At 74.6% G+C, this 26,407-nt stretch carries 24 protein-coding genes; 11 read left to right on the forward strand and 13 right to left on the reverse strand.

What is annotated here, in order from left to right:
• Nucleotides 1–9: 9 nt before the first annotated feature.
• Entirely contained in the window at nucleotides 10–1,248 is a 1,239-nt protein-coding gene (locus ACA511_RS28870; RefSeq protein ID WP_375027777.1) for an ABC transporter ATP-binding protein, read from the reverse strand.
• Nucleotides 1,249–1,373: 125 nt separating this feature from the next.
• Between ACA511_RS28870 and ACA511_RS28875 the strand changes: the two genes are divergently transcribed.
• Both ACA511_RS28875 and ACA511_RS28880 read left to right on the forward strand, forming a co-directional pair.
• Complete coding sequence (locus ACA511_RS28875) at nucleotides 1,374–2,417, forward strand: LacI family DNA-binding transcriptional regulator (RefSeq protein WP_375027778.1); 1,044 nt, start codon at nucleotides 1,374–1,376, stop codon at nucleotides 2,415–2,417.
• A gap of 85 nt (nucleotides 2,418–2,502) precedes the next feature.
• Complete coding sequence (locus ACA511_RS28880) at nucleotides 2,503–2,943, forward strand: Lrp/AsnC family transcriptional regulator (protein WP_375027779.1); 441 nt, start codon at nucleotides 2,503–2,505, stop codon at nucleotides 2,941–2,943.
• On the opposite strand, the gene ACA511_RS28885 is transcribed toward ACA511_RS28880, so the two are convergent.
• The 6 genes from ACA511_RS28885 to ACA511_RS28910 form a co-directional block, all read right to left on the reverse strand.
• Nucleotides 2,940–3,842 (reverse strand): TIGR03619 family F420-dependent LLM class oxidoreductase, encoded by a 903-nt coding sequence (locus ACA511_RS28885; RefSeq protein WP_375027780.1) that lies wholly within the window; start codon nucleotides 3,840–3,842, stop codon nucleotides 2,940–2,942. The genes ACA511_RS28880 and ACA511_RS28885 overlap by 4 nt on opposite strands.
• A 239-nt stretch (nucleotides 3,843–4,081) precedes the next feature.
• A complete protein-coding gene (locus ACA511_RS28890; protein ID WP_375027781.1) occupies nucleotides 4,082–4,621 on the reverse strand; it encodes an FHA domain-containing protein in 540 nt (179 codons plus the stop codon).
• A gap of 156 nt (nucleotides 4,622–4,777) precedes the next feature.
• Nucleotides 4,778–5,980: an acyl-CoA dehydrogenase family protein gene (locus ACA511_RS28895; protein ID WP_375027783.1), complete on the reverse strand. Its 1,203-nt coding sequence runs from the start codon at nucleotides 5,978–5,980 to the stop codon at nucleotides 4,778–4,780.
• Nucleotides 5,981–6,062: 82 nt separating this feature from the next.
• Nucleotides 6,063–7,130, reverse strand: coding sequence for a DUF3616 domain-containing protein (locus ACA511_RS28900; RefSeq protein ID WP_375027784.1), 1,068 nt, complete (start codon nucleotides 7,128–7,130; stop codon nucleotides 6,063–6,065).
• 61 nt (nucleotides 7,131–7,191) lie between these two features.
• Nucleotides 7,192–8,361, reverse strand: coding sequence for a cytochrome P450 (locus ACA511_RS28905; protein WP_375027785.1), 1,170 nt, complete (start codon nucleotides 8,359–8,361; stop codon nucleotides 7,192–7,194).
• Between the two features lie 62 nt (nucleotides 8,362–8,423).
• Nucleotides 8,424–9,815: a KamA family radical SAM protein gene (locus ACA511_RS28910; RefSeq protein WP_375027787.1), complete on the reverse strand. Its 1,392-nt coding sequence runs from the start codon at nucleotides 9,813–9,815 to the stop codon at nucleotides 8,424–8,426.
• Nucleotides 9,816–9,957: 142 nt separating this feature from the next.
• On the opposite strand from ACA511_RS28910, the gene ACA511_RS28915 reads away from it, so the two are divergent.
• Together ACA511_RS28915 and ACA511_RS28920 are read left to right on the forward strand one after the other, a co-directional pair.
• A complete protein-coding gene (locus tag ACA511_RS28915) occupies nucleotides 9,958–11,043 on the forward strand; it encodes an L-erythro-3,5-diaminohexanoate dehydrogenase (RefSeq protein WP_375027788.1) in 1,086 nt (361 codons plus the stop codon).
• A gap of 52 nt (nucleotides 11,044–11,095) precedes the next feature.
• The gene (locus ACA511_RS28920) at nucleotides 11,096–12,427 is read left to right on the forward strand and encodes a DUF2252 domain-containing protein (RefSeq protein WP_375027789.1); all 1,332 of its coding nucleotides are present in this window, start codon (nucleotides 11,096–11,098) and stop codon (nucleotides 12,425–12,427) included.
• A 7-nt stretch (nucleotides 12,428–12,434) separates the two neighbouring features.
• Here ACA511_RS28920 and ACA511_RS28925 read toward each other — a convergent pair whose 3' ends face one another.
• A complete protein-coding gene (locus tag ACA511_RS28925) occupies nucleotides 12,435–14,027 on the reverse strand; it encodes a PP2C family protein-serine/threonine phosphatase (protein WP_375027790.1) in 1,593 nt (530 codons plus the stop codon).
• Nucleotides 14,028–14,127: 100 nt separating this feature from the next.
• Here ACA511_RS28925 and ACA511_RS28930 point away from each other — a divergent pair, with 100 nt between their 5' ends.
• Entirely contained in the window at nucleotides 14,128–14,928 is an 801-nt protein-coding gene (locus ACA511_RS28930) for an SAM-dependent methyltransferase (RefSeq protein WP_375027791.1), read from the forward strand.
• Between the two features lie 131 nt (nucleotides 14,929–15,059).
• Here the strand turns inward: ACA511_RS28930 and ACA511_RS28935 are convergent, their stop codons facing one another.
• Both ACA511_RS28935 and ACA511_RS28940 read right to left on the reverse strand, forming a co-directional pair.
• Complete coding sequence (locus ACA511_RS28935; protein WP_375027792.1) at nucleotides 15,060–15,626, reverse strand: hypothetical protein; 567 nt, start codon at nucleotides 15,624–15,626, stop codon at nucleotides 15,060–15,062.
• Between the two features lie 2 nt (nucleotides 15,627–15,628).
• The gene (locus tag ACA511_RS28940) at nucleotides 15,629–16,393 is read right to left on the reverse strand and encodes a hypothetical protein (protein ID WP_375027793.1); all 765 of its coding nucleotides are present in this window, start codon (nucleotides 16,391–16,393) and stop codon (nucleotides 15,629–15,631) included.
• Nucleotides 16,394–16,662: 269 nt separating this feature from the next.
• Here ACA511_RS28940 and ACA511_RS28945 point away from each other — a divergent pair, with 269 nt between their 5' ends.
• The 6 genes from ACA511_RS28945 to ACA511_RS28970 all read left to right on the forward strand — a co-directional run bounded on the left by ACA511_RS28945 (nucleotide 16,663) and on the right by ACA511_RS28970 (nucleotide 23,153).
• On the forward strand, nucleotides 16,663–18,282 hold the full coding sequence (locus ACA511_RS28945; RefSeq protein WP_375027794.1) for a lysine 5,6-aminomutase subunit alpha TIM-barrel domain-containing protein: 1,620 nt from the start codon (nucleotides 16,663–16,665) through the stop codon (nucleotides 18,280–18,282).
• Nucleotides 18,279–19,133, forward strand: coding sequence for an OAM dimerization domain-containing protein (locus ACA511_RS28950; protein WP_375027795.1), 855 nt, complete (start codon nucleotides 18,279–18,281; stop codon nucleotides 19,131–19,133). The genes ACA511_RS28945 and ACA511_RS28950 overlap by 4 nt, the downstream gene beginning before the upstream one ends.
• The gene (locus ACA511_RS28955; RefSeq protein WP_375027796.1) at nucleotides 19,126–19,521 is read left to right on the forward strand and encodes a hotdog fold domain-containing protein; all 396 of its coding nucleotides are present in this window, start codon (nucleotides 19,126–19,128) and stop codon (nucleotides 19,519–19,521) included. Before ACA511_RS28950 ends, ACA511_RS28955 begins: the two co-directional genes overlap by 8 nt.
• A gap of 552 nt (nucleotides 19,522–20,073) precedes the next feature.
• On the forward strand, nucleotides 20,074–21,744 hold the full coding sequence (lnt, locus tag ACA511_RS28960) for an apolipoprotein N-acyltransferase (protein ID WP_375027797.1): 1,671 nt from the start codon (nucleotides 20,074–20,076) through the stop codon (nucleotides 21,742–21,744).
• A 5-nt stretch (nucleotides 21,745–21,749) separates the two neighbouring features.
• Nucleotides 21,750–22,496 carry a polyprenol monophosphomannose synthase gene (locus ACA511_RS28965; RefSeq protein WP_375027798.1) on the forward strand — a complete coding sequence of 249 codons (747 nt, stop codon included), beginning with the start codon at nucleotides 21,750–21,752 and terminating at the stop codon, nucleotides 22,494–22,496.
• A 123-nt stretch (nucleotides 22,497–22,619) separates the two neighbouring features.
• Complete coding sequence (locus ACA511_RS28970; RefSeq protein WP_375027799.1) at nucleotides 22,620–23,153, forward strand: FxsA family protein; 534 nt, start codon at nucleotides 22,620–22,622, stop codon at nucleotides 23,151–23,153.
• Between the two features lie 28 nt (nucleotides 23,154–23,181).
• Here ACA511_RS28970 and ACA511_RS28975 read toward each other — a convergent pair whose 3' ends face one another.
• From ACA511_RS28975 to ACA511_RS28985, 3 genes are read right to left on the reverse strand one after another with little or no spacing between them, the layout of a single operon-like run.
• The gene (locus ACA511_RS28975) at nucleotides 23,182–23,967 is read right to left on the reverse strand and encodes an ABC transporter permease (RefSeq protein WP_375027800.1); all 786 of its coding nucleotides are present in this window, start codon (nucleotides 23,965–23,967) and stop codon (nucleotides 23,182–23,184) included.
• Nucleotides 23,964–25,430, reverse strand: a complete 1,467-nt coding sequence (locus tag ACA511_RS28980; RefSeq protein WP_375027801.1) for a hypothetical protein — start codon at nucleotides 25,428–25,430, stop codon at nucleotides 23,964–23,966. The genes ACA511_RS28975 and ACA511_RS28980 overlap by 4 nt, the downstream gene beginning before the upstream one ends.
• Nucleotides 25,427–26,356 (reverse strand): ABC transporter ATP-binding protein, encoded by a 930-nt coding sequence (locus tag ACA511_RS28985; protein ID WP_375027802.1) that lies wholly within the window; start codon nucleotides 26,354–26,356, stop codon nucleotides 25,427–25,429. The genes ACA511_RS28980 and ACA511_RS28985 overlap by 4 nt, the downstream gene beginning before the upstream one ends.
• Nucleotides 26,357–26,407 lie beyond the last annotated feature (51 nt).

Raw genomic sequence — 26,407 nt, forward strand, 5'->3', positions numbered from 1 at the left:
CGCCGGGTGCTACTTGCGCAGGTCCGCGCCTCCGGGCCGGGCCGCGGCGTCGGAGTGGCCGATGGCCAGGCCGCTGGACGGGTCGAAGAAGTGCAGGCGGCGGGTGTCGACGGCGAGCCGCACGTCCTGGTTCGGGCGGACGTGCGAGCGGGAGTTGACGCGGGCCGTCCACAGCGCCTTGTTGTCGACGAGCGGGATCGCCATGTCGCCGTCGCCCTCGTCGTCCGCGGCGAGGTCGGCGGTGTCCTTGTGCTCGACCGGCGGCGCGTCGATCGTGAAGATCACGTTGATCTCGCTGCCCAGCTCCTCGGTGACGGTGCTGCGCGCCGCCATCGGCGCCCACTCGGGCTTGGCGTGCGCGGCGTCCTCGAAGTCCGACGGGCGGATGCCGAGGATGACCTTGCGGCCGAGGTAGTCCTGCAGGCCGGGCTTCTCGCCGAGCGTCGCGGCCGGCACCGGCAGCGTGTACCCGGCGAAGGAGACCTGCGCGCCGCCGTCGCCGGCGGTGAGGTCGGCGAGCACGAAGTTCATCGCGGGCGACCCGATGAACCCGGCGACGAACAGGTTGACCGGGTTGTCGAACAGCCGCTGCGGGGTGTCGACCTGCTGCAGCACGCCCTCGCGCAGCACGCACACCCGCGACCCGAGCGTCATGGCCTCGACCTGGTCGTGGGTGACGTACACGGTGGTGACGCCGAGCCGCTCGTGCAGCTGGCTGAGCGAGGCGCGCATGGACACGCGGAGCTTGGCGTCCAGGTTCGACAGCGGCTCGTCCATCAGGAACGCCTGCGGCTCCCGGACGATCGCGCGGCCCATCGCGACCCGCTGCCGCTGGCCGCCCGACAGCGCGGCGGGCTTGCGGGACAGGAACTGGTCCAGGCCGAGCATCTTGGCCGCGTCGCGGACCTTCTGCTTGATCTCCGCCTTCGGCGTGCCGCGCAGCTTGAGGCCGAACGCGAGGTTCTGCTCGACCGTCATGTGCGGGTAGAGGGCGTAGTTCTGGAAGACCATCGCGATGTCGCGGTCCTTGGGCGCGAGGTCGTTGACGACCCGGTCGCCGATGGAGATCTTCCCGCCGCTGATCTCCTCCAGCCCGGCGATCATCCGCAGCGCGGTCGACTTGCCGCAGCCGGACGGGCCGACCAGCACCATGAACTCGCCGTCGCGGATCTCCAGGTCGAGCCCGTCGACGGCCTTGACGCCGCCGCTGTACACCTTGTCGACCCGGTCCAGCACGATCTTGGCCATCGGAACCCCTTCATGGAAACGTTTCCATTACCCCCTGCCGAACAGGGGTTTTGTGCCATTGATGGGAGTAAACATCATGGAATCGTTTCCATGGGAGCGATAAGCCGGATAAGATCATCGAAAACGTGCGGAACGGGAGGGCGCGGATGGCGCAGCGGCGGACGGCGACGATCAAGGACGTGGCCGCGGCGGCGGGCGTCGGCATCGCCACCGTGTCCCGGGTGTTCTCCGGCACCGGCTCGGTGAGCGCGGCCACCCGCGAGCGCGTGCGGGCCGCCGCCCGCGAGCTGGACTACCGCCCGAGCGCCCTCGGCCGCGGCCTCAAGCTGCGCCGCAGCGGCGGCATCGGGCTGATCGTCCCGGACGTCACCGACCCGTTCCGCGCCGAGCTCGTCGCGGGCGTGCTCGCCTGCGCCCGCAGCCTCGGCGAGCACGTCATCGTCGACGCCGCGCACGGCGACCCGGCCCGCGAGGCCGAGATCGTGGAGCGGCTCGTCGGGCAGCGGGTGGACGGCGTCATCGCGGTGCCCGCCGGCGCCGAGGCCGACTGGCGCGCCGCCGCCCGGGTCTGCTCCAGCGTCGTGTTCGCCGACCGCGTCCTGCCGGAGTTCCCGGAGATCCCGGCCGTGCTCGCCGACGACGCGGGGGGCGTCCGGTCCCTCACCGAGTACCTGGCCGGGCTCGGGCACCGGCGCATCGGCTTCCTCGGCGGCGCCCCCGGCGCCCCCGCGGGGGTGCGCGAGCGCGCGTTCCGCGACACCCTCGCCCAGCTCGGCGTCCCCGTCGAGGAGGACCTCGTCGTCGCCGCCCGCCCGGCCCGCGACGCCGCCTACGCCGCCGCCGCCGGGCTGCTGCAGCGCCGGACCGACGTCACCGCGATCCTCGCCGCCGGGCACCTGCTCGGGGAGGCGGCCGTGCTGGTCGCCCGCGAGCTGGACCTGCGGGTCCCCGCCGACGTGTCGATCGCGATGGTGGACGACGTGGCGTGGGCGGAGCTGTGCGACCCGCCGCTGACCGCCGTCGCGCGGTCCGGGCACGACATCGGGTACCGCGCCTGCGAGCTGCTGCTGCGCGAGCCCGCCCGGCGGGGGAGGGGCGAGCCGGTGCTGCTGCCGACCGAGCTGGTCGTGCGGGGCAGCTGCGGCCCGCTGCGGGCCGCGCGGCGCTGAGCCCGCCGGCCGAAACCCGCCGATGGCGTCCGATCCGTGATCTATGGGGACGCGCGTACCGCCCCCGGCACGCTAGATTTCCCGCGTGGAGGAGATCGATCGTCAGATCATGGCGCTGCTCGCCGACGACGGGCGGATGAGTTTCACCGACCTGGCCAAGGAGACGGGGCTGTCGGTGTCGGCCGTGCACCAGCGGGTCCGGCGGCTCCAGAAGCGCGGCGTGATCCAGGGGTTCGCCGCCCAGCTGGACAGCCGGCAGATCGGCCTGCCGCTGACCGCGTTCGTGTCGATCAAGCCGATCGATCCCGCCGCGCCGGACGACGCCCCCGACCGGCTGGCCCACCTCCAGGCGATCGAGGCGTGCCATTCGGTCGCCGGGGACGAGAGCTACATCCTCAAGGTGCGGGTCGCGTCCCCGAACGAGCTGGAGGACCTGCTCCAGAAGATCCGCGCGGCGGCGAACGTCGCGACGCGGACCACGGTCGTCCTCAGCACCCCCTGGGAGTCGCGCCGCCCGCCGCTCTAACGCGGGGCGAAGGACTCCAGCGCCTCCAGCGCGCGGTCGAGCGAGGCGCCCGGGTCGGCGTCCGGCCCGGTGATCCGGGGGTCGAAGTTGAGGTCGACGAACGCCTCGGTGACGCCCTGCCGGGCGAGCGCCTCCAGGTCGCCGCGGATCTCGTCGGGGGACCCGGTGAGCGGACGCCGGCCGTCCCGCCCTCCGGGCCGGACCCGGACCGCGCCCCGGCACACGAACCGCAGCGCGGACGGGTCCCGCCCGGCCCGCTCGGCCGCGTCCCGGACGACGCCGATCGAGCGGCCGATCACGGCGGGGTCGGCGCGGCTGGAGCTGACCCAGCCGTCCGCGAGCCGCCCGGCGCGGCGCAGCGCCGGCTCGGCCGCGCCGCCCAGCAGGACCGGCAGGGGGGACTGCACCGGCGGCGGCTCCATCACGACCGGCGGGAAGTCGAAGAACTCCCCGTGGAACTCGGTCGGGCCGCCGCTCCACAGGCCGCGCAGGACGGCGAGGTACTCCTCCGCGCGGGCGCCGCGCCGGGCCATGGGCGCCCCGGCGGCGGCGAACTCCGCCGGCATCCAGCCGAGCCCGAGCCCGAGGTCGAGCCGCCCGCCGCTGACCCGGTCGAGGGTGGCGGCCTGCTTGGCGAGGATGGCGGGCGCGACGAACGGCAGGTTGACGATCGCGACGCCGAGCCGGACGCGGGCGGTCAGCCCGGCGAGGTAGGCGAGGGTGACGAGCGGGTCGGGGACGCCGCGGTAGGTCCCGTCGCCTGAGCCGGCGGGGTTCAGCACGCGCTGCAGCGTCCAGAGCGACCGGTACCCGAGCTCTTCGGCGCGCCGCGCGACCGCGGCCTGGTTGCCCGGGGTCGCCCACGCGCCCGATCCCGGAACCGCGAATCCGATCTCCACGGAGGCCCTCCCCTGCCCGGCCGAACCTTACAACGTCAAGGGCCGCGGCGGTCCGGCCGGACCTGCGTCCGCCGGAGCCGTCCCCCCCGCCGCCATCGTAAGCGGCGGAGTACCAGGCGGGCATTCCGGCCTGGGCGTGGGACGTGCGATGGGGGCAGGGGACGGTGGGGGAGAAGACCTCGTCGCGGACCTCCCCGAGCGGCTGGAGCGCCCGGCCAGGACGGCTCAGGGCGGGCGGGTCAGGACGCGGCGGCGATGAAGCAGGAGTTGCCGAAGCCGACCTCGTCCCCGGGCCGCAGCCGGATCGGGCCGGTCAGCCGCCACCCGTTCACCCGGGTGCCGTTCATCGACCCGAGGTCGGAGATCGTCCAGCCCTCGTCGGTCCGGCAGATCTCGGCGTGGAAGCGCGAGACGGTGAGGTCGGTGAGGATGAACTGGCAGGCCGGGGCGCGGCCGACCACGATCCGCCGCAGCTCGGCCGGCGGCAGCATGAACCGGGGCAGCCGGGGCGCCCGCCAGGCCGCCTCGATCCGCGCCGTCACCTGCGACACCGAGGCGACGATCCCGGTCAGCCTGTCGACGACGCGGCTGGGCGGCGGCAGGTCGTGCACGATGCCGGCCAGCTCGGCCTGGTTGCGCGCCCGGAGCACCTGGTCGACCCGGCGCTCGAACGTGTCGTTCGACATCCGGCCCTCGGCCACGCGGTCGCTGAGGACGCGCAGGGCCCGGTCCCGCTGCGTGTCGGACGCTCTCACCGGGAACGAGGGCTGACCGTCCATGTCTGTGAGTATCCAGTCCCCGTCGTCGGCTGTCCAGAAAGGGCCGTCGGGCCCGGGAGGCGGGTGATCGCCCTCACCCGCCCCCCACCTTTTCGACGGCCCTCCCCGCGCGAAAGTTCGCGGCCGGCGGCGCCCTCTCCGCGAGCCGCGCCGGGGTCAGCGGGACAGCAGGTCGCGGGCGATGTGCGTCACCTGGATCTCGTCGGTGCCCGCGTAGATCTGGAACGACTTGGCGTCGCGGGCGAGCTGCTCGACGCGGTACTCGCTCATGTAGCCGTTGCCGCCGAACAGCTGCACGGCCTCCTGCGCGACCTCGCTGGCGGCCTGCGCCGCGTACAGCTTCATCGCCGACGCCTCGGCGAGCGTCGGGGCGCGCCCGGCGCGCTGCATCTCGACGTGCCGGAACACCAGGTTCTGGACGTTGAGCCGCGCGACCTCCATCTTGGCCAGCTTCAGCTGGATGAGCTGGAAGTCGCCGATGCGCTGCCCCCACAGCTCGCGGGTCTTGGCGTACTCGACCGACAGCTTCAGGCACTCCTCGATCACGCCGAGCGCCATCGCGGCGACGCCGGCGCGCTCGGTGACGAAGTTCTGCTTCGCCGACTCCCGGCCGCCCTGCGAGCCGGACGTGAGCAGCCGGTCGGCGCCGGCGCGGACGTCGTCGAGGAACAGCTCGCCGGTGGGGGAGGAGTGCAGCCCCATCTTGCGCAGCGGCCTGCTCTGCTCCAGTCCGGCCATGCCCCGGTCGAGGACGAACGTGAGGATCTCCCGGTCGCGGGGGTCCTCGCCCTGGTCGAGCTTGCAGTAGAAGACGATCGTGTCGGCGTAGGGGCCGTTGGTGATGAACGTCTTGCTGCCGTTGATGACGTACTCGTCGCCGACCTTCTTCGCGGTCGCCTGCATGCCGCCGAACGCGTCCGAACCGGAGTTCGGCTCGGTGATGGCCCAGGCGCCGACCTTCTCCATGGTGAGCAGGGGGAGCGCCCAGCGCTCCTTCTGCTCGGGCGTCCCGCGCTTCATGATCGTCCCGGCGGCGAGGCCGAGGCCGACGCCCATCGCCGACACCAGGCCGGGCGCGACCTTGCACAGCTCGATGACCGGGATCATGGTCATCGCCGCGCCGCCGCCGCCGGACCGCTCCTCGTCGCCGGACCCGCCCTCGCGCTCCTTCGCGATCCGGGACTGGAAGGACGAGCGGGCCATCTCGTCCATCCCGAACGTCTTGTACAGACCGCGGAGCAGGTCGTACGGCGGGAGGTCGCCCGACTCCAGGGCGTCCAGGTTGGGCCGGACCTCGGCGTCGATCCAGCCGCGCACCGCGTCCCGGATCATCAGGTCTTCCTCGGACCATTCGATCATGCTCTGTCCTGCCCCTTCGCGTCTGCCGGTTGCCGGGACCCATCCAAGCAGAGCGTGAAAGCGAGCGCTTATTAGGGTTCCGTCAGCCGAGACCGACCACGTCCGCGAGGACGCCGCCCGCCGCGGTGAGCCGGTCCGGGGACGGGCTGTCGTAGACGACCAGGAGCCGGGTGCCCGGCTCGTCCAGCACGGCGATGCCCTCGGCGTGGTCGTCGCCGGCGCCGTAGGGCAGGTCGCCGAGCGTCTCCAGCTCCTCGGACGTGACGATCTCCGCGGCGTCCGACCGGGCCGCGCCCCGCCAGCGGACGACCCGCACCGGGCCGTCCAGGTCCATGCTCGGGCCGGTGAGGACGAGCAGGTCGTCGCCGTGCGGGCACAGGTCCCGGATGCCGAGGCCGCCGAGGTCGAGGAAGTGGGTGCGGTAGCGGTCGCCGCCGTCGCCGACGGGCAGCAGCCGCAGCCGCCGGGGGTCCTCCGGGTCGGTCGCGGGGCGGATCTCCACCAGGACCGCCCAGCCGCGCAGCACCGGCCCGCGCAGCCCGATGTAGAGGCGGTCGCCGTGCGCGGCGATGCCCTCGATGTCGATGCCGTTGTCCTTGCTCGGGATGGACAGGAACGGCGCGAGGTGCGGGTCGTCCTCCAGCAGGTCGGTGATGGAGTCCTTGTCCAGGCCGAGGACGGCGGCGGTGCGGCCCCCGTCCTCGCGGACGACGGCGGGCAGGCCGTCCGCGCCGGTGACGAGGGGGAGCCGGGCGAGGATGAAGCGGTTGTCCTCGCGGACGACGGTGGCCAGCCGCTTGCGCGCCTTCGCCTCGCTCTGCCCCTGCTTGATCTTCTTGCGCTTGAGGCTGTGCGAGCCGATCGCCCACAGCCAGCCGTTGGCGCGCGCGAGGCCCTCGATGTCGGCCTCCTCGTCGGGCCCGGCCGGCAGCGGCACGAGGTCGGCCAACGCGACCGTGGTCTGCCCCTCGTAGCCGGTCACCCGGCCGTCCCCGTCCAGGACGGCGGTCAGCCGCTCGATGGTGGCCGTCTCGTCGCCCGCGACCCACAGGCAGCGGCCGTCCTGGCGCACGGCGGACAGATTGGTGTGCGTCTCGGCTTCCCGGCTTTCCGCCTCGAAGCGCAGCTCGACCCGGCGTTCCACGATCATGGCGACATATTCCCATATCCGGAGTGCCCGTATGCCCGAGGTACGGGGCCTGAACTGGCCTTCAGCGGCCCCAGCGGACGTCCAGGCGCGGCGGCTTGCGGAACACCAGGCCGCGCGGGCGCGCCGGGCGGTCCGGGTCGAGCTCCAGCCCGGGGAGGCGGTCGAGCAGCGCGGCGAGCGCCGTCCGGGTCTCCAGCCGGGCCAGGTGGGCGCCGAAGCAGAAGTGGGGGCCGTGCGCGAACGCCAGGTGCTCGGCGGCGTTCTCCCGCCGCACGTCGAAGCGGTCGGGATCGGGGAAGGCCGCCGGGTCGCGGTTCGCGCCCGCGAGCGACACCCGCACGAGGTCGCCCGCGCGGATCCGCGCCCCGCCGAGCGCGATGTCGCGGGTGGAGTACCGGTCGACGACGGACGCCGAGGGCTCCAGCCGCAGCGACTCCTCGATCGCCGCCGGGAGCAGGCCCCGGTCGGCCAGGACGAGCCGGAGCTGGTCGGGGTTCCCGAGCAGGTGCAGCGCGGCGTTGGCGATCATGCCCTCGGTGGTGTCGATGCCGCCGAACATCAGGATCGCGGAGTTCGCGACGACCTCGGCGGTGGTCAGCCCGGCCTCGTCTCGCGCGGCCTCGGCCACCAGCGTCCCGGGGCGGGACGCGGTGATCGCCTCCTCGACGGCGGCGGTGAGCAGCCGGTACGCCTCGGCCGCGGTCAGCGGGGCGTCGCCGCCCGCGGTGATCGCGGACACCGCGTCGACGAAGGCCCCGTACCAGGACCGGACCGTCGCCGCGTCCACTCCCGCGAGGCCGAGCGCCTCGGTGACGACCGCGACGGCGAGCGGGCCGGCCAGTTCGCCGCGCAGCTCGGCCCGGCCGGCCGGCGCGACCCCGGCCACGAGCCGGTCGACCTCCGCCCCGACGAACGCGGTGAACCGCTCGCGGGTCCGCGCGGGACGGAACGGGCGCGCGAACGGGTCGCGGTGCCGGGTGTGGGCGGGGCCGTCCAGCGACAGCATGCTCGGCCCGACGACCCGGGCGGTGGAGAAGCGCGGGTCGTCCACGGTGAACGCGCCCGCGTCGCGCATCACGCGCAGCGCGAGGTCGCGGGAGGTCACCAGCCAGCCGCCCAGCGCGGGGACGCGGGCGGCCGGCTCGCGCTCCCGCAGCCGCGCGAGGTGCGGATGCGGGTCGTCCTCCAGGTCGGCGGCGGTCAGCTCGGCCGCGGTCAGCTCGGATGCCATCCGGCCGAGCATAGGTGGCACATACCTGATCTACAATGTAAAGGGCCCAGGCGGGGCGCATGTCACACCGCCTCGGAACGTTCCCTCCACCACCGCCGGCCCGCCTCCGGCAGCGTGTAGATCGGGTCGTGGTACTCGTACCGCCGGGTCAGCGCGTCCGGGTCGGACAGCTCCAGGCCGGTGCGGTAGTTCTTCGTCCAGTAGGAGACGCCGCGCTCGCGGTCGTAGTCGGCGAGCTGGTGCACCCACCGCTTGCCGACGTAGGGGACGTCGCAGACGATCCGCGGGGTCGCGAAGCCGGGCAGGTAGCCCATGATCGCGTGCTGCAGCTCCTGGGCCTCCCAGACCGCGAGCCGCCAGTGCTCGCTGTTCGGGATCATGTCGCACATGTACAGGTAGTACGGCATGATCCCGGCCTCGTCGAGCAGCGCGAACGACAGGTCGAGCAGCGCGTCCGGGGTGTCGTTGACGCCGCGCAGCAGGACGCCCTGGTTGCGGACGTCGCGGATGCCGGTGTCGAGCATCGCGCGCGCGGCCTTCGCGACCAGCGGCGTCACCGACTGGGCCGCGTTGACGTGGGTGTGGATCGCGATCTGCGCGCCGCGCTCGTGCGCCTTCGCGGCGAGTCGCTCCATGCCGGCGCGGACGTCGTCCTGCAGCCAGTGCTGCGGCAGGCCCATGAGCGCCTTGCTGGCGAGGCGGATGTCGCGGATGTTGTCGATGTCCAGCAGTGAGTCGACGAACGACTCCAGCCGCGCCCACGGCATGTTTGCCACGTCGCCGCCGGAGACGACCACGTCCCGGACGCCGGGCGTGCGGCGCAGGTAGTCGAGCATGGCGCCGAGCCGGTCCGGCGGCTTGATGGTGAACTTGTGCTTGTCGACGTTCGGCGTGGAGTTGCCGACCAGGTCCATGCGGGTGCAGTGCCCGCAGTACTGCGGGCAGGTCGGCAGGAGCTCGGCCAGCACCTTGGTGGGGTAGCGGTGGGTCAGCCCCTCCACGGCCCACATCTCGGCCTCGTGCAGCGAGTCGCGCGAGGCGTGCGGGTGGGACGGCCAGTCGGTGCGCCGGTCGCCGAGCACCGGGAGCATGTAGCGCCGCACGGGGTCGGCGTAGAAGGCCCCGGTGGACGAGGAGTCCATCGTGTTGAGCATCTGCGGCGGCAGCAGCATCGACATCGTGGCCCGCTCGGCCTGGTCGCGCTCCAGGTCGGCGTAGAACGACTCGTCCAGCCGGTCGCCCATGACCTGGCGGAGCTGCCGCAGGTTCTTCACGCAGTGGGCGCGCTGCCACTGCGCGGACTCCCATTCGTCCCGCGTGACGTCCCGCCATCCGGGCAGGCGCCGCCAGTCGGGCTCCTCCAGGGGCCGGCGCCGGTAGGCGTACGGCTGGCGTGCGGTCCGGTCGGACGCGTCACCGGATACGGCCGCGTCCGGGTGCAGGGCAGTGGTCATCGTCGACCGCCTCCTAGCCTCACATTGATCACGCAAAACTCTTGTGTGAGCCCGACGTTACGGGAAGACTTTCGATGAAACCAGTGGTGCCCTGCACATCTTGCGCTACACCAGCGAATTTCGGGAGAAAGGCGGGACGGCGATGACCGACGGCGGGACGGCTCCGGGCACGGCGGTGGGCACGGCGGTGGACAGCGCGGTGGGCACTGCGGTGGGGCTGCACCGGGTGCTGGAGCCCGCGGGCGTGCTGCCGCAGGCCGCGCACCGGCTGGACACCGACCCGGAGATCGGCCCCGGCGAGGTCCGCATCGCGGTCGAGCGCCTCAACCTGGACGCCGCGTCGTTCCGGCAGCTGCACACCGCGCACGGCGGCGACCCGGACGCGATCCGCGCCGAGGTGCTGCGGATCATCGGGGAGCGCGGCAAGATGCACAACCCCGTCACCGGGTCCGGCGGCATGCTCGTCGGCGTCGTCGAGGAGGCCGGCCCCGAGTCGCCCCTCGGCCTGGAGCCGGGCGACCGCGTGGCCACGCTCGTCTCCCTCACCCTCACCCCGCTCGCGGTCACCGACGGCCTCGCCGGGTGGGACGGGCGGTCGGAGCAGGTGCCGGCGCGCGGCCACGCGATCCTGTTCGCCCGCTCGATCGCCGCCGTCCTGCCCGCCGACCTGCCGGTGCCGCTGGCGCTCGCCGTCATGGACGTGTGCGGCGCGCCCGCCCTGACCGCGCGGGTGGTCGCGGGCCGGGACGCGCCCTCGGTCGCGGTGCTGGGCGCCGCCGGCAAGTCCGGCTCCCTGGCGCTGGCCGCCGCCCGCCGCGCCGGCGCGTCCCGCCTGGTCGGGCTCGTCCCCACCGCCGAGGAGGAGGACCGCCTCACCGCGTCCGGGCTCGCCGACGCCGTCGTCCGCGCCGACGCCCGCGACCCCGTGGCCGTCGCCGCGGCGATCGGGGAGCCGGTCGACGTCACCGTCGTGTGCGTCGACGTCCCCGGCTGCGAGCACGGCGCGATCCTCGCCACCGCGCCCGGCGGAACCGTGGTGTTCTTCTCGATGGCGACCTCGTTCCCGGCCGCCGCGCTCGGCGCCGAGGGCCTCGCCGCCGACGTGACGATGCTCGTCGGCAACGGCTACGTCCCCGGGCACGCCGAGACCGCGCTCGACCTGGTGCGGTCGGAACCGGCCGTGCGCGCGCTGTTCACCTCCCGGACGGGTCCGGATTCGGCACAATGACCGGGAACGCCCCGGCAGCGGCGGGGCTCACCCGATCATCGAGGGAGAGAGAATGGCGAGCATCACCGAGAAGCTGCGCGGGCGGGACCCGAAGGAGCGCCAGGCGCAGATCGTCGACGTCCTGGTCGACGCGTTCTCGGACCTGATGGAGCGCAGCCCCGCCGAGTTCCGCCGCCGCTTCCGCAAGATGGCCTCCGACCCGTTCGCGTTCTACCGGGGCAGCGCCTGCCTGTTCTACGCCGACATCGCCGACGACGACGACCCGTGGGCCGACGACCGGACGTCCCGCGTGTGGATCCAGGGCGACCTGCACGCGCAGAACTTCGGCACCTACATGAACGACGACGGCGTGTTCGTCTTCGACGTCAACGACTACGACGAGGCCTACGTCGGCCACTTCACCTGGGACGTCAAGCGGCTCGTCGCGAGCCTGGCGCTGCTGGCCTGGCAGAAGGCGATCTCCGACGCCGACATCCGCCGGCTGATCGAGTCCTACGTGCGCGCCTACGTCGACCAGGTCCGGCGGTTCGCCGCGCACGAGGGCGACGAGAAGTTCGCGCTGACCCTCGACACCACCGACGGCTACGTCCGCGACGTGCTCGTCGCCGCGATGGGCGGCACCCGCATCGGGCTGCTCGCGGAGATGACCGTCGTGGACGGCCCCGACCGCCGGTTCCGCGACCGGCCCGGCGTCCGCCGCCTGGACGACGCCGAACGCGCCGAGGTCGAGGCCGCCTACCAGGAGTACCTGGCGACCATCCCGAGCGAGAAGCGGTTCGGCAGCCTCACCTACGAGGTCAAGGACATCGTGGGCGCGTCCGGGTTCGGCATCGGCTCGGCCGGGCTGTCGGCCTACAACATCCTGGTGGAGGGCAACACCCAGGCGCTGGAGAACGACGTCGTCCTGTCGATGAAGCAGGGCAACGTCGCCGCGCCCAGCCGCGTCGTCGACGACCCGCGCATCCGCGAGTACTTCCTGCACCACGGGCACCGGACCGCGGTGTCCCGCCGGGCGCTGCAGGCCAACAGCGACCCGTGGCTCGGGTACACCCAGATCGGCGACGTCGGCTACGTCGTCCAGGAACTGTCCCCCTACGAGGAGGACCTGGACTGGGGCGGCCTCACCGAGCCGGAGGACATGCTGTCCGTCCTGGACGACCTCGGCCGCGCCACCGCCAAGGTGCACTGCGTGTCCGACACCGACTCCGACCACACCCTCGTCGGGTTCCAGGTCGAGGACGCCATCCACGCCGCGATCGGCGCGGACGAGTCGGCGTTCGTCGAGGCGATGGTCGCGTTCGGCACCCGGTACGCCGAGATCGTCCGCGACGACCACGCCTACTTCGTGGACGCCTTCCGCAACCACGAGATCCCCGGCCTGTAGCGCCGGGTCAGGGCGCGGGGCGGAGCAGGAGGAGCGCGATGTCGTCGTGGCCCTGCTGGTCGGACAGCAGGGCCAGGACGCCGTCGGCGGTCTCCTCCAGCGTGCCGGCCTGCGAGGCGACCAGGGCGGACGCCAGCCGGGAGATGCCCTCGTCCACGTTGCGCATCCGGCTCTCCACGAGCCCGTCGGTGTAGAACGCGAGGGTGGCGCCCGCCGGGATCTCCGCCGGCGCCTGCTCGTACGCGGCCGGGTGCGCCGGGTCGGACACCCCGAGCGGCAGCCCGTGCGGGAACGCGAAGCGCCGCGCGGTGCCGTCGGGGAGGGCCAGCAGCGGCGGCGGATGCCCGGCGCACGCCAGCTCGCAGCGCAGCGTCGCCGGGTCGCAGACCATGCACAGGCAGGTCGCGAACTGGGCGGCGTCCAGGTCCTGGGCGATCGAGTCGAGCCGCTCCAGCACCTCGGCGGGCGGGAACTCGCAGCTGGCCAGGGTGTGCGCGGCGACCCGCAGCTGCCCCATCGCCGCGGCGGCGGTGACGCCGTGCCCGACCGAGTCGCCGATCACCACCGCGACCCTGTCGCCGGGCAGCGGCACCACGTCGTACCAGTCGCCGCCGACGCCGCTGGCCGCCGGGAGGTAGCGGTGCGCGATCTCCAGGCCGGGCGGGGCGGCGACCCCGGTGGGCACCAGCCCGGCCTTCAGCGTGGTCGCGGTGCGGTGCTCGCGGCGGTACAGGCAGGCGTTGTCGACGCACGTCGCGGCGCGCCCGGCGAGCTCGGCGGCGAGCGCCGTGTCGGCGGCGGCGAACGGCAGCCGGCCGCGCTTGCGGCTGAACACCGCGAACCCGAGCGACCGGCCCCGCGCCACCAGCGGCACCGCCAGCAGCGACACGTGGTCGAGGAGCCCGTCGATGACGCGGCCGGTCTGCCGCGCCATCGCGTCCTGGACGGCGTCGCCGCCGAACTCGATCATGCCGCCGGCGGTGAGGCAGCGGGCGTACGGGGTGGACGGCGGGTAGACGATGACCTCGTTGACGGGGAACTCGCGGGACCACTCGCGCGGGTCGTCCTCGGCGAACGCCACCGCGAGCCGCCGCACGACCGCCGAGCCGTCGGCCTCCGCGGCGGGCTGGTCGTCGTCGGCGAGGAGTCGCTCCAGGACGTAGATGGCGCCCGCGTCGGCGAACCGCGGGACGGTGACGGCGACGATCTCGCGGGCCGTGCGGTGCAGGTCGAGGGTGGAGCCGATGCGGCGGCCGGCCTCGTTCAGCAGTTCCAGGCCGCCGGCCCAGGGCGGCGACACGGTCAGCGTGACGGCGGTGACGCCGTCCGCGCAGGCGATCGGGGCGCACGTGACGGACACGCCGTCACCCGACAGCGGCAGCACGCCGGACCACGAACGGCCGGACCCGGCCATCTTCAGCGCGGCCGCCAGGGGCTCGGCGGCGGCGGGGCGGCCGAGCAGGGCGGGCAGCGCCGCACCGACCGCGTCGCGGGCGTCGTGGCCGAACAGGCGTGCGGCATCGTCGCTCCACCCGGTGATCCTGCCGTCCTGGGCGAGCAGGACGGTCGCCGGTTCCGGCCCCGCGGGCTGTTCGGACATCGGTCCTCGCTGTCGCCGTTCGCGGGGGACGCCCCGGGCGACTCGCGTTACGCTGAGCCCGCCCCGCGGACGGCACCCCCTCGGTCAAGGGAGACGATGCATGGACTCCGAGTGGATCCCACCCGAGGTCGACAGTCGAAGGCCAAGCGTCGCACGGGTGTACGACTTCCTGCTCGGCGGAGACCACAATTACGCGTCCGATCGTGACCTTGCGACCGGGCTGCTGCGGGTCGAGCCGCAGGCCCGGGAACTGGCGCGGGCGAACCGGGCGTTCCTGCGCCGCGCGGTCCGCGCGGTCGCCGGGGCCGGCGTCGCGCAGTTCGTCGACATCGGGTCGGGCATCCCGACGCAGGGCAACGTGCACGAGGTCGCGCAGAGCGTCGCCCCGGACGCGCGGGTCGTGTACGTCGACAACGACGACGTCGCCGTGGCGCACAGCCGCAGCATCCTCGCGGACGACGACGGGACGGCGATCCTCCAGGCCGACATGCGGCGCCCGGCCGACATCCTCGCCGACCCGGAGTTCAAGCGCCTGATCGACCTGTCAGAACCGGTGGCGTTCCTGCTGGTGGCGGCGCTGCACCTGGTCACGCCCGACGAGGACCCGGCCGGCATCGTGGCGCGACTGCGCGACGTCGCCGCCCCCGGCAGCCACCTGGTGATCTCCCACCTGACCCACGAGGCGCAGCCGGGCAAGACCGCCGCGATCGGCAAGCTCTACGACCGGGCGACGTCCCCGGCGGTCTCCCGGTCGTACGCGGAGATCCTGCGGTTCTTCGACGGCTGGGAGCTGCTCGACCCCGGCCTGGTGTACGTGCCCCTGTGGCGCCCCGACGAGGGCGACGCGGTCGACGACCCCGAGCGCTACCTCGTCTTCGGCGGCGTGGCCCGCCTGCCCTGATCGCTAACCGCCCCGATCGCCCGGCGCCCTGGACGCTTACCGCGCTGATCGCTTACCGCCCCGGGCGCTCACCATCCTGGATGCCCACTGCCTGGGGCGGCTGGCCTGGACGGGCCTGCGGGCCGCACCGGCTAGTGCGCGAAGGCGATGGCGGTTCCGGCGCTGACGACGACCGCGATGACGACCAGGACGAGCGAGGTGCTCAGCGGGTTGCGGCGCCGCTGCGGCGTGTGCACCGCGCGCGGCGCCGTGTGCGCCGGGGCGGGGGACGTCTCCTCGGGCGGCGTCGGCCGCGTGGGTTCGGGCACCGGGCGGGTCCGCGGCGGCGGTGGCGGCGCGGGCCGGGCCGCGACCGGGCGGGGACGCGGCGGCGCCGGCTTCGGGTTGTGCGGCGCGGGCGGGACGGGCGGGGCGGGCTCGGCCGGGGGCGGTTCCGGGGGCTGGGCCGGGGGCGGCTCCTCCGCGGGCGGGGGCGGTTCCGGCGGGGGCGGCTCGGGGGTGTCGGGCGGCGGGGGCTCGGCGCAGCCGTCGGCCGGCCCCGCGCCGGGGCCGATCTCGATGTCGACGCATATCCCGATCCCGACTCCGATTCCGGGCGGGGGCGGCGGCGGGATCGGGGCCGCGAGCGCGCAGGCGGGGAGGGCGAGGGCGCCCGCGACCGCGGCGGGCAGGACGGGCGCGGCGAGCCTGGCGCGCACGCTCACCCACCTCCCGCGATGCGCTGCAACTCGGCCTGCAGCCCGGTGAACGCGTCGGGGCGGACGGCCAGGGCGCCGCTGAACACGTGCGAGATGTCCACGGTCAGGTACGTCCCGGCCGCGAGCAGCGCGGCCATCAGCGACAGCGGCACCAGGGACGCGCCGCGCGGCCGGGCCCCGGACAGGAACGGCAGCAGTACCACCGCGAGGCCGGTGAGGACGGTGACGGCGAGCAGCCCCTGGGGCGGGGTGGTGCGGGCGTCCATGGCGCGCTGGGCGCGGGCGGCGGATATCGCGGTGAAGTGGTCGAGCACGGCGGCGCGGGCGTCCTTCAGCTCGTCCGTGTCGGCCTTGACGGCGATGACGTCGCGGCGCAGGCCGTCCAGCTGCTCCTGGCCGCGGGGGCTGAGCCGGCCCCGCTCCATGAGCCTCCACTCGGGGCCGCGGACGAGCGCGACGTAGCTGCCGAGCCCGGCCTGGACGTGCCGGGCGTCGGGCGGCGGCAGCCGGCCCGCGGCCCAGTACGCCTCGGAGATCGCCTGGCTCTCGGCGTAGGTGTTGGACCGGGCGGCGTCGGCCGTCGTCCACGGCACGACGACGGCGATGGCGAAGGCCAGCAGGAACAGCGCCGACAGCATCGCCCCGGTGTGCGCCGTGGTGGGCCCGTCGGGGTCGGGGTCGTCCACGCCCTTCCAGCGCCGGACGAGCCGGCTCGCCACGAGCACCACGCCGATGGCGCAGGCGGCGGCCGCACAATAAACGATCATGCCCCTCCCGGGTCGTCGTCATCACTCGGGGTGAGTGTAATTTCACGGATCGTTGCTACCGGTGGGTTTCGCGCTGACCGTCACCTGGAGGTGACGTGACCGCCCGGCCAGGGAAGGTGACCGATGCGGGGAAGGGAGGTGGGGGAGTTCTGCCGCCAGTTCTTGTGAAATACCGTGTTCATGCCGGAAGATCTCCCGTAGAGAACCCGGCATGACGGATGATTGCTCGGACCGGCCCGAGAGGGGCGGCTGCGTGAGGGGAGACGGCAATGGCGCCGCAGGGAAAGCTGGACCTCGACCCGGAGGCGGTGCGCACCGCCCGGCGGCTCGCCGCCCGGGCCGCGGAACCGATCATCCGCATGGCCCGGTCCCACACGACCGTCTCGGTGGAGCGGGCGCTGCTGCGCCTGGCCGGCCTCACCGGCGCCGACGACGGGGGGCGCCCCTGGGCCAACCACCTCGCCGACGCCGTGCGCGACCAGGTCGGCCTTGAGCACGGCCTGGCCCTGCCGGTCTGGGACGCGCTGCTGACCGGCGGGCACGCGTCCCTCGGCGACCTCGCCCGGGACGCCGCCCGCGGCCGGGTGTCGTTCCGGCTGCCGTCCGGGACCGGCGCTGCCCGCGCCCGCGAGGCCGCCGGCGAGGCGGCGCGCGCCGGGATGGCCCGCATCGACCGGCGCCGCGCCGAGCGCGACCGGCTGCTCGCCGAGCTGCCCCCGCCCGACGCGGCCGACCCGCCCCGCCCGCTCGTCTACCTGATCGTGGCGACCGGCGACATCTACGAGGACATCCCGCAGGCGCAGGCCGCCGCGCGCGAGGGCGCCGACGTCGTCGCGGTGATCCGCTCCACCGGCCAGTCGCTGCTCGACTTCGTCCCCGAGGGTGCCACCCGGGAGGGCTACGCCGGCACCTACGCCACCCGCGAGAACTTCCGGCTGATGCGCGCCGCCCTGGACGAGGTGTCCCGCGAACTGGGCCGGTACGTGCGGCTGACGAACTACGCGTCCGGGCTGTGCATGCCGGAGATCGCGGCGCTCGCCGGGCTGGAGCGCCTGGACATGATGCTCAACGACTGCATGTACGGGATCATCTTCCGCGACATCAACCCGCGCCGGACGTTCATCGACCAGCGCTTCTCCCGGCAGATCCACGCCCGCGCCGGCATCGTCATCAACACCGGCGAGGACAACTACCTCACCACCGCCGACGCGGTCGACGCCGCGCACACCGTGGTCGTCAGCCAGCTGCTGAACGAGCGGTTCGGGCACGAGGCGGGCCTCACCGACGCCCAGCTCGGCCTCGGCCACGCCTTCGAGATCAACCCGGCGATCCCCGAGTCGTTCCGGCTGGAGCTGGCGCACGCCCAGCTCGTCCGGGAGCTGTTCCCCGGCGCGCCGCTGAAGTACATGCCGCCGACCAAGCACATGACCGGCAACATCTTCGCCGGCTACCTGCTGGACGCCTTCTTCAACCTCGCCGGGGTGATGACCGGGCAGTCGATCATCCTGATCGGGATGATGACCGAGGGCATCCACACCCCCTGGCTGTCGGACCGCGACCTGGCGCTGGAGAACGTCCGCTACGTCCGCGACGCCTGCGGGAACCTCGCCGAGGACTTCATGCCCCGCCCGGACGGCATGCTCGTCCAGCGCGCCAAGCAGGTCCTGTCGGAGTCGGTCGACCTGCTCGGCCGCATCGCCGACGACGGGCTGCTGGACGCGATCGCCGAGGGCACCTTCGGCGTCACCCGCCGCCCGCCGGACGGCGGCAAGGGCCTGGACGGCGTCGTCCCCCGCGCCGACGGCTACTTCAACCCCGCCATCGACATCCTCGACACCGAGGACCCGCACGCCGCCCGTACCGCCGCCGAGCAGGAGGTGCCCGCATGACGGTCGAGAGCCCCGGGACCGGGACCCGGGCCCCCGCGGAGCCCGCCGACACCCGGCAGGTCGTCCGACCCTACGGCGACACCACCGGCGACGGCATGGTGCAGATGTCGTTCACCCTGCCCGTCCCCGCCGGAAAGCGCGCCGAGGCCGCCGCGCTCCAGCTGGCCGGGAAGATGGGCCTGGACCCCGCCAGCGTCGTGCACGCCAAGCCGATGGGGCCCGACTTCACGTTCTTCATCGTGTACGGGAAGGTGCGGCACCTGATCGACTACGCGTCCATCCCCGTCCCGGAGGAGCGCGCCTACCCGCTGCTGACCTCGCAGGAGGTGAACCTGGCGATCCGCGGCGCGCTGAACCGGCGCCTGGTGGTCGTCGGCGCCTGCATCGGCACCGACGCCCACACGGTCGGCATCGACGCGATCCTGAACGTCAAGGGGTTCGCGGGGGAGAAGGGCCTGGAGTACTACCGGGAGATCGAGGTCGTCAACATGGGCGCGCAGGTCACGGTGGAGGAGCTGGTGGAGCGCGCGAAGGCCGAGGACGCCGACGCCGTCCTGGTCTCCCAGGTCGTCACCCAGCGCAACGCCCACCTGCACAACACCAAGCAGATGGCCGCCGCGTTCCACGCCGAGTACCCGACCGCCGTGGCCGGGGGCATGGGACGGCCGCTGCTGGTGGTGGGCGGCCCCCGGTTCGACACCGTCACCGAGGCCGACCTCGGCGTCGACCGGATCTTCGGCAAGGGCACCACGCCCGCCGAGGTCGCCGCCTACCTCGTCCACGCCCTGCTGCCCGCCCGGACCGACCGGGATGCCGACGGAGAGACCGACGGAGTGACCGACGATGAGTGATCCGCGCGAGGGGACGACCGTCACCCACCGCCGCTACATCCCCTACTCCCACGCCCACTACGCGGGCGACCTGGTGGACGGCGCCTACGTCCTCGGCCTGTTCGGGGACGCGGCCACGGAGCTGTGCGTCCGCACCGACGGCGACGAGGGCCTGTTCGCCTCCTACACCGACGTCCAGTTCCGCGCGCCCGTCAAGGCGGGCGACGTCCTGGAGACCACCGCGGTGCTGACCCGCGCGGGCGCCCGCAGCCGCGCGATGGAGTTCGAGGCCCGCGTGGTGTGCCGGGGCCGCCCGGACAAGGGGGAGTCGGCCGCCGAGGTGCTGCCCGAGCCGATCGTCGCGGTCACCGCGACCGGCACGGTCGTCGTGGCCGCGCCCGGCGGCTGACACCCGTGCCGCCGCGCCGTGCCGACCGATCTTCACGGTGGATTTCGCGGACGGCTGATCAAGTCGCTGACCTGCGACGACGGGGAGTCGCCGCAGGGCATGCGGCGGTTGACATGAGGCCGGAAGCCGGTAGTTTTGCTCCAGTCCAGCACGGGACTCACCGATCGGCCGCCCGAGGCGCCGCCGGGCACCGCACCACGACGGGGACGGGGATCACGCGAGTGGTCGGCATCGTGCCCGCCTCAGCCAGTGCGGGGTCCGGAAGCGGGCCCGGGTGGAGCCGCCCGATCGCGCGGGGGGTTGGACCCGGGAAGGGCCCGGACATCCAGTAGAAAACGGAGCCTCGTTCTCACCGCCTGTGGGACGACTCCGGCCCGATGGATGTCGCGGGCCCTCTTCCGTGTCCGGGCTCCGATCCCTCCAGCACCCCTCCTGCGCCCCTCCGACGCCCGCCGCGGCCCTCCTGCGCGCCGTCCGGCGCGGCCGCGGTCGCCGTGGACGCCCGCGCCCGGTAGCGTTCCGGGGAGGGAACGAGCGAACGAGGTGGGGGACGTGGCCCAGGAGACCCTCCCGGACCGGTCGCCGGCCACGGGACCCGGCGAGGGCCCGGGCGGCGCGGCCGGCGGCGGGGAGCCGCGGGGACGGCTGAGCCGTCTGCGCCGCGGCGGCCGCGCGGGCTGGCCCCGCACCCTGCTGGCCGTGGCCGCAGGGCTGGCCATGTGGCCGGCGTTCCCGCCGATCGACCTCACCCCGCTCGCGCCCGTCGGCGTCGCGCTGCTCACCCTCGTGCTGCGCGGCCGGACGGCCCGCACCGGCGCCTGGCTGGCCTTCCTCGCCGGCGCCGCGTTCTTCCTGCCCGTGCTGGAGGGCATCGCCCAGATCGGCCCGGACGCCTGGATCGTCCTCAGCCTCGTCCAGGCCGCCTACTTCCTGCCGCTCGGCGCCGGCATCGCGGTCGTCACCCGGCTGCCCGGCTGGCCGGTCTGGACGGCCGCGCTGTGGATCGTCGAGGAGCTGGTCCGCGGCCGCGCCCCCTTCGGCGGGTTCCCGTGGGCGCGGCTGGCCTTCAGCCAGACCGCGACGCCGCTCACCCCGTACGCGTCCTACGGCGGGGCGCCCCTGGTGACGTTCCTGACCGCCCTGATCGGCGGGCTCCTCGCCTACGCCGCCGTGGCCGCCCACCGGCTCCGCCGCGCCCGCCGCGCCGGCTCGTCCCCGGCCGGGGACGACGCCGCGCCGCGCCCGGCGCGGGGCGGCCCGGCGCCGCTCGCGGCCTGCCTCGCGGTGATCGCCGCCGTCGTGGGCGGCGGCATGCTGATCCCCACGCCGGCGTCCGGCCGCCCGGTCACCGTCGCGGTGGTCCAGGGCAACGTGCCGCGCCTCGGCCTGGACTTCCTCGGCCAGCGCAAGGCCGTCCTGAACAACCACGTCAAGGCCACGCACGAACTGGCGGCCAAGGTCCGCGCGGGCCAGGTGCCACGGCCCGAGCTGGTCGTGTGGCCGGAGAACGCCAGCGACCTCGACCCCTACTCCGAGCCCGACGCCTACACCGCGATCGACGGCGCGGTGAAGGACGTCGGCGTCCCCGTCCTCGTGGGCGCCCTCACCGACACCCCGGACGGCGAGAAGGTCGAGAACCGCGGGATCGTCTGGGACCCGCGGAGCGGCCCCGGCGACTACTACGTCAAGCGCCACCCCGTGCCGTTCGGGGAGTACCTGCCGTTCCGCGACGTCCTCACCAAGCTGATCACCCGGTTCGAGCGGATCCCGCGCGACTTCGCCAAGGGCGCCCGCTCCGGCGTGATGCGGCTCGGCCCGGCGACCGTCGGCGACGTGATCTGCTTCGAGGTCGCCTACGACAAGGAGGTCCGCGACGTGGCGCGCGGCGACCTGCTGGTCGTGCAGACCAACAACGCCACCTACGGCCGCACCAGCCTGCCGCCGCAGCAGATCGCGATGTCGCGGCTGCGCGCGGTCGAACATGGCCGTACGATCTTGGTGGCCGCCACCAGCGGGATCAGCGCGATCGTCGCCCCGGACGGCCGGATGCTCGACGAGTCACGCGAGTTCGTCCCCGACATCCAGGTCCGGACCGTCCCGGCGCGCACGCAGCGGACCCTGTCGGACCGGCTCGGCGCGGCGCCGGAGTGGGCGCTCGCGGCGCTGGGGCTCGGCGCCGTCCTCGCGGCGGCATGGACAGCCAGGAAGAACGAGGGGAATTGACACCGATGGAGATCCCAGCCGACCTCGGCCGGGTGCTCGTGATCATCCCGACCTACAACGAGCGGGACAACATCGAGCGCATAGCCGGCCGGGTGCGCGAGGCCGTCCCGTCGGTGGACGTGCTGGTGGTCGACGACGCCAGCCCCGACGGCACCGGCAAGGTGGCCGACGCGATGGCGGACCGGGACGATCAGATCCAGGTCCTGCACCGGGAGGGCAAGGACGGGCTCGGCCCGGCCTACATCGCCGGGTTCCGGTGGGCCGCCGAGCACGGCTACGACGTCATGGTCGAGATGGACGCCGACGGCTCCCACCAGCCCGAGGAGCTGCCGCGGCTGCTCGCCGCGCTGGAGGACGCCGACCTCGTCATCGGCGCCCGCTGGGTGCCCGGCGGCAAGGTGCGGAACTGGCCGAAGCGGCGCGAGGCGCTGTCGCGCGGCGCCAACACCTACGCCCGGCTGATGCTGGGCATCCCGCTGCACGACGCCACCGCCGGCTACCGCGCGTTCCGCGCCGCGACGCTGGCGAAGATCGGGCTGGAGGAGGTCGACTCGCGCGGCTACTGCTTCCAGATCGACCTGGCGCTGCGGGCGCTGCGGCAGGGGCTGCGCGTGGTGGAGGTGCCGATCACGTTCGTCGAGCGCGAGCACGGCACCAGCAAGATGAGCCGGGACGTGATGGCCGAGGCGGCGCTGCGCATCACCCAGTGGGGCGTGTCCGACCGCGTCGGCAAGCTCCGCCCGCCCCGCTGACCCGGCCCGCCCCGCTGCGTCCGGACCCCGCCCCGCCGGCCCGGCCGGGCCGGCGGGGAAACGATCGGGCCCGTCCCGGCGTTGTACAGGGGAGAGGCTTTCGACGAACCCGAAGATGAGGCCATGCTGCCGCTGCTGATCCTCCTGGGAATCCTGCTGGTCCCCGCGCTGGAGATCTTCGTGATCATCCAGGTCGGCGGGGCGATCGGCGCCTGGCCCACGGCCGGGCTGCTGGTCGCCGAGACCGTGCTCGGCGCCTGGCTGATCCGGCGGGAGGGCCGCCGCGCCTACGGCGCGCTCCACGACACCGTCCGCACCGGCGTCCTGCGGGACCGCGAACTCGGCGACGCCGCGCTGGTCATGGCCGGCGGGATACTGCTGCTGTTCCCCGGCTTCGTCACCGACGTGCTCGGGCTGCTGCTGGTGCTCCCGTTCACCCGCCCCTTCGTCCGGCGGGGCCTGTCCTCGTTCGCGGTGCGGCGGATGCGGGCGGCCGAGGAGCGGGCCGCGACCGTGTTCCCGCCGCCGGGCGCGGGCGGCGCCGGGTTCGACCCGTTCGGCCGCGGCCGCGGCCCCGAGCGGGTCGAGACCCCGCCGGGACCGGTGGTCCGCGGCGAGGTCGTGCACGAGGACGACGACACGGCGTCGCGCGCCTGACCCGGCGCCGGTCCCGGCGCGGGCCGCGTCAGGCGTCCCGCACGGCGAACACGACGCCGCCCGCCACCAGCGCCGCCGCCGCCCACGCGGCGAGCACGCCGAGGCCCTCCCAGGGCCCCACAGGTAGCCGGTCCAGTCCCCGCGTCGCCTGCACGGCGAGGCCGGCGGGCATCGGCGACACCTTCTCCAGCCGCTCCTGCCAGGTCGCGTCCCCGGCCAGCCGGGTGACGACCGGGACGATCCACAGCAGCGCCAGCACCGCGGTGATCGCCGCCGCCGGCTCCCGCAGCGCCGTCCCCGCGCCGAGGGACAGCAGCGCGACCAGCACCAGGTACAGGACCGTCCCGGCGGCGGCGCGCGCCGTGGGGCCGTCCAGCGGGGACAGCGGCGGGTAGCCGTTCGCGGCCGTGAACCCGTTGCCGGGCAGCAGGGCCCGCCCGGCCGCCAGCGACGCCGCCACCCCGAGCGCCGCGGCGGCGGCCGCCGCGCCCGCGACGACGGCGGCCTTGGCGGCCAGGACGGCCGCGCGGCGCGGGACGGCCGCCAGCGTCGCCGTGATCGTCCCGGTGGCGTACTCCCCGCCGACCGCGAGGACGCCGAGCACCACCGCGGCGACCTGCCCGATCTGGACGCCCGACAGCGCCAGCTTGGGCGTGTCCTCCATGCAGCCGGCGGGGCTCGTGCAGTGCGAGGTGTCGACGGACCCGGTCACGGCGGCGCCCACCGCGGCGGTGAGCGCCGCCAGGGCCAGCAGGATCCACCAGGTGCTCGGCAGCGTCCGCAGCTTCGTCCACTCGGCGTGCAGCGCGTTCACGCGTCCCTCCTCCGCAGCAGCCACGCGGCCAGGGCGAGCGCCGCCGCCGTGTAGGCGCACAGCACCCCGAACCCGGCCCACGGCCCGATCGCCTCGTCGAACCGCGCGACGGTCCGCTGGATCGCGAACCCGGCGGCCGGGGTGAGGCGCTCCAGCCAGCGCGCCGCCGACAGCGGCAGTCCCGTCGCGGCGATCTGCGGGACCAGCAGGAGCAGCAGCACGATCGTGATCGCGGGGGCGCTGCGCCGCACGATCACCGCGACGGCCACCGAGAACACGGCGACGACGCCGAGCAGCGCCGCGGTGCCGAGGACGGCCCGCAGTACCGCGCCGTCCGACACCGGCGGCGGCGAGAGGCCGTGCGAGCGCAGGACGGGCCCGGCCAGCAGCACCGCGCCGAACGCCGCCGCCAGCCCGGCCACCAGCGACGCCAGGCCCGCCACGACCGCCTTGGCCGCCAGCACCCGGCCCCTGCGCGGGCTCGCGGCGAACGTGGTGCGCAGCATCCCGCGCCGGTACTCGGCCGTCACGAACAGCACCGCGAGCGCCACGACCGCCGCCTGCCCGATCAGAGCGCCGGTGAGCGTCGTCCTGGTGACGTCGTCGGCGAACCGGTCGGGGCCGATGTCGCCCGTGCCCTTGATCGTGAACGTCCCGCCGGCCTGCGTGCGGCCGTCCAGGGACGGGTCGGCCGCGGGCCCGCCCGGCGCCCCCCGGTCCCGCCAGGACGCGCCGGGGGGCGCGGGCGACACCGAGACGTGGTCGAACGTCGCGCGGGTGCCGCCCGGCTGCCCGGAGACGCTCTCGCCGCCGAACTGCCGCTGCACCTCGACCTCGTCGGGGACGGCCACGACCATCCCGGCCAGCGCGGTCCGCGGCAGGCCCTCCAGCCGGACCGACCCGACGCGGTGCCAGGCCCGCCCGTCCGCCGAGTCGTAGCCCGTCACGGTCGTGCCGGAACGGGTCAGCTTCAGCCAGCGCGGCAGGGCGGCCGCCCCGCCCCCCTGCCCGCCGGCCTTGTAGCCGGTCTGGAGCCGGACGCCGTGGCCCGGCGTCGCCACCAGCGCCGCGTACGGCGTGCCCGCCCGCGCGCTTCCCCGGAGCATGAGCCCGGCCTTCGCCCACGCGCCTCCGCCGTCCTGGGACGTGACGCGGGCGACGGCCGCGCCGTCCCCGGTGAGCGGCCGGTAGGTGAAGTGGCCGAGGTCGAACGCCGCGGTGAGCGGCGGGGGCCCGGCCCCTCCGCCCGAGCCGGTGGACTGCGACCCGGCCCCCGACAGCAGCGCCACCAGCACCGTCAGCAGGACCGACGCCAGCAGCGTCAGCATCCACCGGGGGACGGTGCGCAGCTTGGTCCACTCGGCCAGCACCAGCCGCCCGAACCCGTCGCGCGCCTCCGCTTCGACGGCGCTGCGGTACTCCGTCCGCGCGGCGGGAGGCGGGGCGGGCGCCGGGGCGGTCACCGGGCCTCCCGCCCGGTCGCGGCCTGGAACTCCACCGCGTCCCTGGTCAGTTCCATGTACGCCTCCTCCAGCGACGCCCGGTGCTCGGAGATCCCGGTGAACGCGACCCCGGCGCCGGTGAGCAGTTCGATGATCCGCTCGGACGGCAGGCCCGCGACCGTCACCGCGTCCGGTCCCCCCGCCGCGACGGTGGCGCCCGCGCGGGCCAGCACCGTCATGGCCTCCTGCCGCCGCGCGGTGCGCAGCTCGACCCGCCCGCCCGACGCGGCGTCGAGGAGGTCCCCGACGCTGGTGTCGGCGATCAGCCGGCCCCGGCCGATCACCACCAGGTGGTCGGCGCCGCCCTCCAGCTCGCTCATCAGGTGGCTGGACACCAGCACCGCGCGGCCCTCGGCGGCCAGCGACCGCAGCAGCCCGCGGATCCAGGTGATGCCCTCGGGGTCGAGGCCGTTGACCGGCTCGTCGAACATCAGCGCCGGCGGGTCGCCGAGCAGCGCGGCGGCGATCCCGAGCCGCTGGCGCATGCCGAGCGAGAACCCGCCCGCCCGCCGTCCGGCCGCTCCCGCCAGGCCGGTCAGCTCGATGACCTCGTCCACCCGGCGGGCCGGCAGGCCGTTGGCGTGGGCGAGCCAGCGCAGATGGTCGCGGGCCCGCCGCGCCGGATGCACCGCCGCCGCGTCCAGCATCGCGCCGAGGCGGCACAGCGGCGTCCGCAGCGACCGGTAGGGCCGCCCGCCGACCAGCGCCGCCCCGGCGTCGGGCCGGTCCAGGCCCATGATCATCCGCATGGTGGTGGACTTGCCGGCGCCGTTCGGGCCGACGAACCCGGTGACCTGCCCGGGCCCGGCCGTGAACGACAGGTCGTCCACGGCGAGGGCCGCCCCGTACCGCTTGCGCAGGCCGCGCACTTCGATGGTTGCCTCCATGCCCAGGGAGGCTACGGACCGCGGCGGGCCCCCGTCGTCACGCCGGGGTGG

Source organism: Actinomadura sp. GTD37 (assembly GCF_041951365.1).
GTDB lineage: Bacteria > Actinomycetota > Actinomycetes > Streptosporangiales > Streptosporangiaceae > Spirillospora.

Bases quoted from the DNA above. Each gene is read 5' to 3' on its own strand.
- ACA511_RS28870 (WP_375027777.1), bottom strand. From the start codon at position 1,248: ATGGCCAAGATCGTGCTGGACCGGGTCGACAAGGTGTACAGCGGCGGC.
- ACA511_RS28890 (WP_375027781.1), bottom strand. From the start codon at position 4,621: ATGGACGGTCAGCCCTCGTTCCCGGTGAGAGCGTCCGACACGCAGCGG.
- ACA511_RS28895 (WP_375027783.1), bottom strand. From the start codon at position 5,980: ATGATCGAATGGTCCGAGGAAGACCTGATGATCCGGGACGCGGTGCGC.
- ACA511_RS28900 (WP_375027784.1), bottom strand. From the start codon at position 7,130: ATGATCGTGGAACGCCGGGTCGAGCTGCGCTTCGAGGCGGAAAGCCGG.
- ACA511_RS28905 (WP_375027785.1), bottom strand. From the start codon at position 8,361: ATGGCATCCGAGCTGACCGCGGCCGAGCTGACCGCCGCCGACCTGGAG.
- ACA511_RS28910 (WP_375027787.1), bottom strand. From the start codon at position 9,815: ATGACCACTGCCCTGCACCCGGACGCGGCCGTATCCGGTGACGCGTCC.
- ACA511_RS28915 (WP_375027788.1), top strand. From the start codon at position 9,958: ATGACCGACGGCGGGACGGCTCCGGGCACGGCGGTGGGCACGGCGGTG.
- ACA511_RS28920 (WP_375027789.1), top strand. From the start codon at position 11,096: ATGGCGAGCATCACCGAGAAGCTGCGCGGGCGGGACCCGAAGGAGCGC.
- ACA511_RS28925 (WP_375027790.1), bottom strand. From the start codon at position 14,027: ATGTCCGAACAGCCCGCGGGGCCGGAACCGGCGACCGTCCTGCTCGCC.
- ACA511_RS28930 (WP_375027791.1), top strand. From the start codon at position 14,128: ATGGACTCCGAGTGGATCCCACCCGAGGTCGACAGTCGAAGGCCAAGC.
- ACA511_RS28940 (WP_375027793.1), bottom strand. From the start codon at position 16,393: ATGATCGTTTATTGTGCGGCCGCCGCCTGCGCCATCGGCGTGGTGCTC.
- ACA511_RS28945 (WP_375027794.1), top strand. From the start codon at position 16,663: ATGGCGCCGCAGGGAAAGCTGGACCTCGACCCGGAGGCGGTGCGCACC.
- ACA511_RS28950 (WP_375027795.1), top strand. From the start codon at position 18,279: ATGACGGTCGAGAGCCCCGGGACCGGGACCCGGGCCCCCGCGGAGCCC.
- ACA511_RS28955 (WP_375027796.1), top strand. From the start codon at position 19,126: ATGAGTGATCCGCGCGAGGGGACGACCGTCACCCACCGCCGCTACATC.
- ACA511_RS28965 (WP_375027798.1), top strand. From the start codon at position 21,750: ATGGAGATCCCAGCCGACCTCGGCCGGGTGCTCGTGATCATCCCGACC.
- ACA511_RS28970 (WP_375027799.1), top strand. From the start codon at position 22,620: ATGCTGCCGCTGCTGATCCTCCTGGGAATCCTGCTGGTCCCCGCGCTG.
- ACA511_RS28985 (WP_375027802.1), bottom strand. From the start codon at position 26,356: ATGGAGGCAACCATCGAAGTGCGCGGCCTGCGCAAGCGGTACGGGGCG.